The organism is Streptomyces sp. NPDC054841 (assembly GCF_053611045.1).
The window spans coordinates 1-9,289 of record NZ_JBSGZO010000348.1; the positions used below are offsets into that span (position 1 = coordinate 1).

The following is a 9,289-nucleotide window of genomic DNA, read 5'->3' on the forward strand; positions in this document are numbered from 1 at the left end:
GACCTGGTGTCTCCCGCCCCTCCCTCATGTGCTCCCTCGGGCGCCTAGGGTGCGTCCTCGCCCTCGATGCCCAGACCGGGCAGCAGGCCCGGCAGCAGCGGCGGGATGGTCACATCCGGCACGGGATCCGTCATGCCCGTACCCCCGCCGGAGGGGGATGGCGTCGCGCTGTTCTGCGGGGGGGTGAGCAGTCCGCCCGTGTTGCCCCCGAGCAGGCCGTCGTCCGCCGTCGTGCCCGAGCCCGACGGCTGGGGCCGGTTGTCACCGTCGGTCTGGCCCGTGGAGGGCAAGGACGGCGACGGGCGGTACGTACCGGACGTACCCGAGGAGTCCTGGGGGGACGGTCCGGAATGCTGGGATCCGCCGTCCTCCGTCTCGGGTGCGCGGGGCAGCAGCGACTGGAGCGGCCCGACCTCTTGGTCTATGGCGTCGAGGACCGAGCTCACTTCGTCGCCGACGTCGGTCAGCTGTGCGGGCAGGCGGTCCCGCAGCCCGTTCCACGTTTGGCGGTGGGAGCGGGAGAAGGAGGACAGCGTCGCGATGGGGCCGAGCGAGCCGTCCCGTTCGTACGCCCGGTGAAGGAGCCGGTGGCCTTCGGAGACGTCGTGGTGCATGCCGCTCAGGGCGCGCCTGACCTCGCCCAGGGACTCGTGGTCCAGCTCGCCGGCCCGGCCGCGCTCCATCAGACGGCGGGCTTCGTTGAGCCTGGTCGAGGCCTGGTCGAGGTAGAGCTCGCCGCGGTCCGCGTCATCGTCGGCCATGCCGAGCTTGATGTCCTCCATGCCCCGCTTGAGCCCGTAGAGCGAGTCACCGGGTAGGGCGTCGGCACTGGCACCGGCCACCCCGCTGAGCGCTCCTGCGGCCACACCGACGGTGAGCCCGCCGGCTGCGAGGCCCTTGGACCAGCGGGAGCGCGGGCGCAGTTTCCTGAGCGGGGAGGCCCGATGGGCACCGCGGCCGGAAGTCCGCTGCCCCGGCACGGTGCGGCCCGAGGACGCGCCACCCTCCGCGAGCATCGCTTCCATGGCGGCCACGAGCTGAGCTCGCTGCACCACCTTGACCTCGGGATCCAACTGGGGTTTCGGCAGTTCCCCGAGGCCGTTCGCCAAGGCCAACAGCCGCCCGTGCTCGGCCGGTTCGGCCGAATCCTCGGGCAGCTCGGCCGCCGTGCCCTGAAGCGTCTGATCCTCAAGGGCCTGGGCGAAGGCGTTCGCCCGCCGGTGCGCCGAAACGTTCGCGATCACTGGCGGCACCTCCTCTCGTCATGACGGTCGACTCCCCGGGGGGTCCGGAAGGTTGCACGCCTTGAGCACATCCACACGAATGAGTGAGTGGCTGCGGGCATGGCGTGACCGCAGGGAGCCTGCATCCCGCACAACGAGCGGCTCGGCAGTTGGGTTACGCGCGGAGGATGATCGGACCAGTGCGTCATCAGGCGCTCACGGATGGTGAGTTGAGGTGGACGGGGCCGGGGACTGGGCGAGTGGGGGGAGGCGCGTGGGGGGCGTGGGGAATGTGAGGCGTAGGGGGGAGGAGGGGGAAGAGGCGGGCGGTCAGCGGGCGTCTTCGGGGAGGAGTCGGGCCAGGGTGCGGACGGCACGGTACTGGAGGGTCTTGATCGCGCCCTCGTTCTTGCCCATCACCCGCGCGGTTTCGGCGACCGACAGGCCCTGCAGGAAGCGCAGGGTCACGCACTCCTGCTGCTGGGGATTGAGCTTGCGGACAGCCTCCAGCAGTGCGGCGTTCGAGAGGGATTCGAGCACCGAGTCCTCGGGGCTGCGCTCGACCTCATTGGCATCGAGCATCTCGCCGGTGGTCACTTCCAGTCGGAAGCGGCTCGATTTGAAGTGGTCGGCGACCAGGTTGCGGGCGATCGTGACCAGCCAGGCGCCGAAGTCGCGGCCTTGCCAGGTGAAGGTGGAGATACGGCGCAGTGCGCGGAGGAACGTCTCGCTGGTGAGGTCCTCCGCGGTCGCCTTCCCGCCCACGCGGTAGTAGATGTAGCGATAGACCGTGTCGCTGTACTGGTCGTACAGCCGGCCGAAGGCCTCGGCCTCGCCGGCCTGGGCGCGCTCGACGAGCTCCATCATGCGCGCGCTGTCGCTGTCGGCGCTGGGCCGGCGGGCCGTGGTCGAGGCGCCGGCGCCGCCCCGGCTGCCCCGTCTGCCCACCTCCCGCCCGTCACCCGACCGCCGTCCCGCAACGACTCCGCTGCGCGTCGGCCCCTTCTCGAGGCCGTCGGCCAGGGCGTAGCAGGGGCCGGCAGGGCCGAGGGCGGCAGGGCTCGGCGCGGCGAAAGCGGGGACGGCGTACGCGGTGGGGACGAAGCCGCGCAAGTGGTCGAGGACCGTTGCGCGCAGCGTAGCCAGGCCCGAGGCGTCAACCCCGACGTGTGGGTACACGGGACTCCCAGAGGCAGAGCTTCCATCACGTGCAGTACGGGACCGTTCACCCGTCGTGGCGACGTGTGGGGTCCTTATTGCGTCTGAGGAGAATAACGCTTCGTACAGGCAGCGCTACACCCAGTTGCCCAAATCACCGATTACGTCGCTTCTGTTGCAGCAAAGCGACACATCCAGTCGCAGATTGTGATCGCTTATTGATCGGATTACTTCGTGATCTGCTGCGGCGCGTGATGGGTTGTGCTCAAGTGGCGGCAACGGGACTGGCGGGGCGCATGGGCGGGTAAGAGGGCCGGAATGGCGCATGCCGGACACCGGCGCCAGGTTCCTGGCACCGGTGTGGTCGAACAGGTGTCCGCTTATGTGCGGTTGCGGCGGTGTTGTGGTCGTGGTCCGCGTGCGCCGCCGCGTCAGCGGCGGCGGCGGTGCAGGGCGACGGCCGCCGCCGTGCCGCCCGCGATCGCCCCGACTCCCGCCGCGGCCGGGATGCCCACCTTGGCTGCCTTGCGGCCGGTGCGGTAGTCGCGCAGCCGCCAGTCGCGCTCGCGCGCGTGCTTGCGCAGCTTGGTGTCCGGGTTGATGGCGTACGGGTGCCCGACGAGAGAGAGCATCGGGATGTCGTTGTGCGAGTCGCTGTACGCCGCACAGCGGCCCAGCTCCAGGTCCTCGGCGGCTGCCAGGGCCCGTACCGCTTCCGCCTTCGCCGGGCCGTGCAGCGGCTCGCCCACGAGCTTTCCGGTGTAGACGCCGTCCACGGACTCGGCGACCGTGCCGAGCGCGCCGGTCAGGCCGAGGCGGCGGGCGATGATCGTCGCGGTCTCCACCGGCGCGGCGGTGACCAGCCAGACCTTCTGGCCCGCGTCGAGGTGAGCCTGGGCCAGGGCACGGGTGCCGGGCCAGATGCGGTCCGCCATGTACTCGTCGTAGATCTCCTCGCCGATCGACATCAGCTCGGAGACGCGATGGCCCTTGACGATGGACAGCGCGGACTCGCGTACGTCCTGCATATGGTCGGGGTCCTCGACCCCGGCGAGCCGGAACCAGGTCTGCTGCCAGGCGAATCTCGCCAGCTCGCGGCGCTGGAAGAACTTCCGCTTGTACAGGCCGCGCCCGAAGTGGAAGATCGCGGCGCCCTGCATCACGGTGTTGTCGAGGTCGAAGAAGGCTGCGGCGCGGACGTCCCCGACGACGGGGAAGTCCGGCTCGGCCGGCCTGGCGCCTGCCGGCTCCGCCGTCTCCGCGGATTCCGCTTCGTACTGTTGCGAGGTCTTGCGCGCTGCCTCGGCGGCGGCCTCGCCTGCGAGGACGCTCCGTGCGGTCGCGGAGCGCCTACGGGGGGTGAGCCATCCCAGTGCGGCCATGTCGTGAGCATAGCCAGTCTGTTCGGGACTTCCTGACTCGCCGGGATGCGAAGGCGTGAACTCTCCGGGGCCGGATTGTTAAACGGACCATTCGGGCGTGTGGCGGGCAGGCGGAGAATGGGCGTCATGAGTCCTCTGCTGCGGCGTGCGAAGAAGAAGGCGGGCGAACGGGTCGTGACCCTGATCGGGAAGCCCGGGTGCCATCTCTGTGACGATGCGAGGTCCGTGATCCAGGAGGTGTGCGCGGAGACCGGCGCGGCCTGGGAGGAGAAGGACATCACGCAGGACGAGGAGCTGCACCGGGAGTACTGGGAGCAGATTCCGGTCGTCCTGGTGGACGGGGAGCAGCACACGTTCTGGCGGGTGGACGCCGGGCGGCTCCGCCGCGAACTGGGGGCGTGACCCGAAAGGCGGTTACCATCGTGGGCGATTTGTTGGGGTCTCGGGGGCGTGGCCGTAAGGAGTGTGTACCGCTTTGCCCCCTTCGGGTTTTCAACGGACACGAGGCGTCCGCGGTTCCGGAACCGCGCGATCGGCTCGCGTGACCCCGGTCACTTTGCACGGACAAAGCGGACACCATCTTTGTGCACGCGTTCACAAAGACATAGCCTGCATTCGACGGGGCGGCCATGGGACGTACGGCCGCCTGCAGCCTCGCTCATCCCGCAGGAGCACCGTGGCAACTGGCCGAACTCACCGACCGGCGACTCGCAGCCGAGGAATCCCCGAGGCCACCGTCGCTCGGCTTCCGCTGTATCTGCGCGCCCTGACCGCGCTGTCGGAGCGCTCAGTGCCGACGGTCTCGTCGGAGGAGCTCGCGGCGGCGGCGGGTGTGAACTCCGCGAAGCTCCGCAAGGACTTCTCGTACCTCGGCTCCTACGGGACCAGGGGCGTCGGCTACGACGTCGAGTACCTCGTCTACCAGATCTCGCGCGAGCTCGGCCTCACCCAGGACTGGCCGGTTGTGATCGTCGGTATCGGTAACCTCGGCGCCGCGCTCGCCAACTACGGAGGCTTCGCCTCCCGTGGCTTCCGGGTCGCCGCGCTGATCGACGCCGACCCGGCGATGGCCGGTAAGCCGGTCGCCGGGATCCCCGTCCAGCACACCGACGAGCTGGAGAAGATCATCTCGGACAACGGCGTCTCCATCGGGGTCATCGCGACGCCCGCGGGCGCCGCCCAGCAGGTGTGCGACCGGCTGGTCGCCGCCGGCGTCACGTCCATCCTCAACTTCGCGCCCACCGTCCTCTCGGTGCCGGACGGCGTGGACGTACGCAAGGTCGACCTCTCGATCGAGCTGCAGATCCTCGCCTTCCACGAGCAGCGCAAGGCCGGCGAGGAGACCGAGGCCGAGGTTGAGGCCGAGGTCGGGGCCGAGGTCGAGGCCGCTGTGCCGCCCGTCGCCTCGCGCGGAGCCACAGGCGCGGCCGCCGGCCGGAAGGGACCCGACGGGGACGTACCCGCCGTGATGCCGGCATGAGCCTCCTGGTCGTCGGACTCAGTCACCGCAGCGCTCCGGTCAGTGTGCTGGAGAGGGCCTCGCTGACCTCGGACACGCAGGGCAAGCTGCTGCAGGACACGCTCGCCGCGGAGCCCGCGGTGGAAGCGGCCGTCCTCGCCACCTGCAACCGCATCGAGCTCTACGCCGACGTGGACAAGTTCCACGCCGGTGTCGCCGAGCTGTCCACCCTGCTCTCCCAGCACAGTGGTGTGGGGCTCGAGGAACTCACCCCTTATCTCTATGTGCACTACGAGGACAGGGCCGTCCACCACCTCTTCTCGGTGGCCTGCGGGCTGGACTCGATGGTCGTCGGCGAGGGCCAGATCCTCGGCCAGATCAAGGACTCCCTCGCGCTCGGCCAGGAGCTGCACACCGCCGGCCGGCTGCTGAACGACCTGTTCCAGCAGTCGCTGCGGGTCGGCAAGCGCGCCCACAGCGAGACCGGGATCGACCGGGCCGGGCAGTCGCTCGTCACCTTCGGACTGGAGCAGCTGTCCGAAGGCACCCCGGTGGACGACTGGGCGCGCGGCAAGCGGGCGCTCGTCATCGGTGCCGGCTCGATGTCCTCGCTCGCCGCCGCCACCCTGGCGCGGGCCGGGGTCGCCGAGATCGTCATCGCCAACCGCACGCAGGAGCGTGCCGAGCGGCTCGTGCAGATCCTCACCGAGCCGGGCGGTACGGGCGTGCGCGCCCGAGCAGTCGAAATGGCCTCTGTCGGCGCAGAGTTGACACGTGCCGACGTCGTCGTCTCCTGCACCGGGGCGACCGGGCTCGTGCTGAAGGCCGACGCCGTCGCCGCGGCGCTGCAGGGACGCGAGAGCACGCCGGCGCTGCTCGACCTCGCCATGCCCCGCGACATCGACGCCGCCGTGCACGGCCTCGACGGGGTCCGGTTCGTGGACATCGAGTCGCTCGCCGAGGCCTCCGCGGACGCCCCGATGGCTGCCGACGTCGACCAGGTGCGCACCATCGTCGCCGACGAGGTCGCCGCCTTCGGCGCCGCCCAGCGCGCAGCGCACATCACGCCGACCGTGGTCGCCCTGCGCACCATGGCCGCCGATGTGGTGGCCGGCGAGGTCGCCCGGCTGGAGGGCCGGCTGCCTGATCTCGACGAGAAGCAGCGCGCCGAGATCACCCAGACCGTGCGCCGCGTCGTCGACAAGCTCCTCCACGCGCCCACCGTGCGGATCAAGCAGCTCGCCGCCGAGCCCGGTGGCGCCGGCTACGCGGACGCGCTGCGCACACTCTTCGACCTCGACCCGGAGACGGTCGCCTCCGTCAGCCGGGCCGACGTGAACGACGCAGATCTCAAGAACCGAGGGCGAGTATGACCGAGAGGGCTTTGGGTACCGACCGGCCCCTACGGCTCGGAACCAGGCGCAGCAAACTCGCGATGGCCCAGTCCGGGCAGGTCGCGGAAGCGGTGCGGCAGCTGACCGGCCGCCCCGTCGAGCTCGTCGAGATCACCACGTACGGCGACACCTCCCGTGAGCACCTGGCGCAGATCGGCGGCACCGGCGTGTTCGTCACCGCGCTGCGCGACGCGCTGCTCGCCGGTGAGGTCGACTTCGCGGTGCACTCGCTGAAGGACCTGCCGACCACACAGCCGGACGACCTGGTGCTGGCCGCGATCCCGCGGCGCGAGGACCCGCGCGACGTCCTGGTGGCGCGCGACGGGCTGACCCTTGACCAGCTGCCCCGGGGAGCCCGGGTCGGCACCGGCTCGCCGCGCCGGATGGCGCAGCTGAACGCGTACGCGCGTTCGCACGGGCTGGACATCGAGACCGTGCCGATCCGCGGGAACATCGACACCCGCGTCGGTTTCGTACGGAACGGGGAACTGGACGCGGTGGTTCTCGCCGCGGCCGGCCTGAACCGTATCGGGCGGATCAACGAGGTGACCGACTTCCTGTCGGTCGACTCGATCCTGCCCGCCCCCGGCCAGGGGGCCCTGGCAGTCGAGTGCCTGTCGGCGAACGCCGATCTCGCTGCCGCGCTCGCCGAGCTCGACGACCCGTACACCCGGGCCGCCGTGACCGCCGAGCGATCCCTGCTCGCTGCCCTGGAGGCCGGCTGCAGTGCACCTGTGGGTGCGCTGGCCGACCTGCCGGCCGACGGCCAGGTTGTTCATGAGATGCGCCTGCGGGGTGTCGTCGGCACGACCGACGGTTCCACGCTGGTGCATCTGTCCACCACCGGTCCCGTACCCACGTCGCACGACGACGCGGTGGCACTCGGTCGCGAACTCGCGTCCGAGATGCTCGCCAAGGGTGCGGCCGGTCTTATGGGGGAGCGAGCACTTTGAGCCCCACCACCTCGAACCTTCCGGCCGTTCCCGCACACGGGCACGTCACCTTCCTCGGCGCCGGTCCCGGTGACCCGGGTCTGCTGACGCTGCGCGCCGTGGAGGCGCTGGCGCGCGCGGACGTACTGATCGCCGAGCCCGATGTCCTCGACGTCGTTCGCGGCCATGCGCGCACCGGAGTGAGCACGCCTGAACTGACGGTTGTTGACGATGCGTCAACGGCCGTCGGGGTCCCCGTGTTGAGGGATGCGGCCAATCTTGTCATGGAGGCCGCGCGGAGCGGCAAGCGGGTCGTCCGTGCGGTGAGCGGCGACCCCGGGCTCGACGGCGACGCGGGCACGGAGATGCTCGCCTGCGCGGCCGAGGCCATCCCGTTCGAGGTCGTGCCGGGTGTCGCGACGGCGGTGGGCGTGCCTGCGTACGCCGGTGTCCCGCTGCGCGACGCACAGGGGACGGACGTGCGGTTCATCGACGCCCGTACCGCGGACAGCCGTTGCTGGACCGAGGTAGGCGCGTCGGACGGGACCGTCGTCGTGTCCACGACGCTGGACGCGGTGGCGTCCGCCGCGGGCGAACTGGTGACCGCAGGGCGCAAGCCCGACACCCCGCTGACGGTGACGGTCGCCGGTACGACGACACGGCAGCGGACGTGGACGGCCACGCTCGGGACGATCGCCCAGCTCTTCAAGCAGACGAAGGTGCTGCCGTCGCCGGAGGGCCACCGGCCCGTCATAGCCGTGGTCGGTGAGCGCAGCGCCGCCGCCCAGCGCGACCAGCTCGCGTGGTTCGAGTCCAAGCCGCTGTTCGGCTGGAAGGTCCTCGTACCGCGTACGAAGGAGCAGGCGGCATCGCTCTCCGACCAGCTCAGGTCCTATGGCGCCGTCCCGCACGAGGTGCCGACGATCGCCGTCGAGCCGCCGCGGACGCCGCAGCAGATGGAGCGCGCGGTCAAGGGGCTCGTCACCGGGCGCTACGAGTGGATCGCCTTCACCTCGGTCAATGCCGTGAAGGCGGTGCGGGAGAAGTTCGAGGAGTACGGGCTCGACGCGCGGGCCTTCGCCGGGATCAAGGTCGCCGCGGTCGGCGAGCAGACGGCATGTGCTCTGGTCGAGTTCGGCGTCAAGCCGGATCTGGTGCCGAGCGGGGAGCAGTCGGCCGCCGGTCTGCTGGAGGACTGGCCGCCGTACGACCCGGTGTTCGACCCGATCGACCGGGTGTTCCTGCCCAGGGCCGACATCGCCACGGAGACGCTGGTGGCGGGCCTGATCGAGCTGGGCTGGGAGGTCGACGACGTCACGGCCTACCGGACCGTGCGGGCGTCGCCGCCGCCGGCGGAGACCCGGGAAGCGATCAAGGGCGGCGGTTTCGACGCCGTTCTGTTCACGTCGTCCTCCACCGTGCGGAACCTGGTCGGGATCGCCGGGAAGCCGCACAACGTGACCGTGATCGCGTGTATCGGTCCGGCCACCGCGAAGACGGCGGAGGAGCACGGGCTGCGGGTGGACGTGCTGTCGCCCGAGCCGTCGGTGCACAAGCTCGCGGAGGCGCTCGCGGAGTTCGGGGCGCGGCGGCGTGACGCGGCGGTCGAGGCCGGGGATCCGGTGACGCGGCCGAGCGAGCGGCGGCCGTGGGCGCGGCCGGAGCGGACGGCCACCTGGTCCTCGGGGCCGCCGAGCGCGTCTACGAGCAGCCGCCAGTCGGCTTCGTCCGCGGGGTCCGC

Annotated in this window: 7 protein-coding genes and 1 pseudogene; 5 read left to right on the forward strand and 3 right to left on the reverse strand. The window is 70.9% G+C overall.

Translation table 11 applies throughout. The features are described from left to right. Nucleotides 1-44: 44 nt before the first annotated feature. From ACWGI8_RS32520 to ACWGI8_RS32530, 3 genes are all read right to left on the reverse strand, one after another. Complete coding sequence (locus tag ACWGI8_RS32520; RefSeq protein ID WP_453666412.1) at nt 45-1,244, reverse strand: DUF5667 domain-containing protein; 1,200 nt, start codon at nt 1,242-1,244, stop codon at nt 45-47. Nucleotides 1,245-1,553: 309 nt separating this feature from the next. Beyond that, nucleotides 1,554-2,402 (reverse strand): ECF subfamily RNA polymerase sigma factor, BldN family, encoded by an 849-nt coding sequence (locus tag ACWGI8_RS32525; RefSeq protein WP_453666414.1) that lies wholly within the window; start codon nt 2,400-2,402, stop codon nt 1,554-1,556. Nucleotides 2,403-2,812: 410 nt separating this feature from the next. Then, entirely contained in the window at nt 2,813-3,763 is a 951-nt protein-coding gene (locus tag ACWGI8_RS32530; RefSeq protein WP_453666416.1) for an HAD family hydrolase, read from the reverse strand. Between the two features lie 126 nt (nt 3,764-3,889). On the opposite strand from ACWGI8_RS32530, the gene ACWGI8_RS32535 reads away from it, so the two are divergent. The 5 genes and pseudogenes from ACWGI8_RS32535 to ACWGI8_RS32555 all read left to right on the forward strand — a co-directional run. After that, a complete protein-coding gene (locus ACWGI8_RS32535; protein WP_453666418.1) occupies nt 3,890-4,165 on the forward strand; it encodes a glutaredoxin family protein in 276 nt (91 codons plus the stop codon). A 274-nt stretch (nt 4,166-4,439) separates the two neighbouring features. After that, nucleotides 4,440-5,243 (forward strand): redox-sensing transcriptional repressor Rex, encoded by an 804-nt coding sequence (locus tag ACWGI8_RS32540; RefSeq protein ID WP_453666420.1) that lies wholly within the window; start codon nt 4,440-4,442, stop codon nt 5,241-5,243. Continuing rightward, nucleotides 5,240-6,595: a glutamyl-tRNA reductase gene (locus ACWGI8_RS32545; protein ID WP_453666422.1), complete on the forward strand. Its 1,356-nt coding sequence runs from the start codon at nt 5,240-5,242 to the stop codon at nt 6,593-6,595. Before ACWGI8_RS32540 ends, ACWGI8_RS32545 begins: the two co-directional genes overlap by 4 nt. Next, nucleotides 6,592-7,569: a hydroxymethylbilane synthase gene (gene hemC / locus ACWGI8_RS32550; protein WP_453666424.1), complete on the forward strand. Its 978-nt coding sequence runs from the start codon at nt 6,592-6,594 to the stop codon at nt 7,567-7,569. The genes ACWGI8_RS32545 and hemC overlap by 4 nt, the downstream gene beginning before the upstream one ends. Next, nucleotides 7,566-9,224: pseudogene (locus ACWGI8_RS32555) on the forward strand (uroporphyrinogen-III synthase); the annotation flags it as partial. The gene hemC and the pseudogene ACWGI8_RS32555, both read left to right, overlap by 4 nt. Nucleotides 9,225-9,289 lie beyond the last annotated feature (65 nt).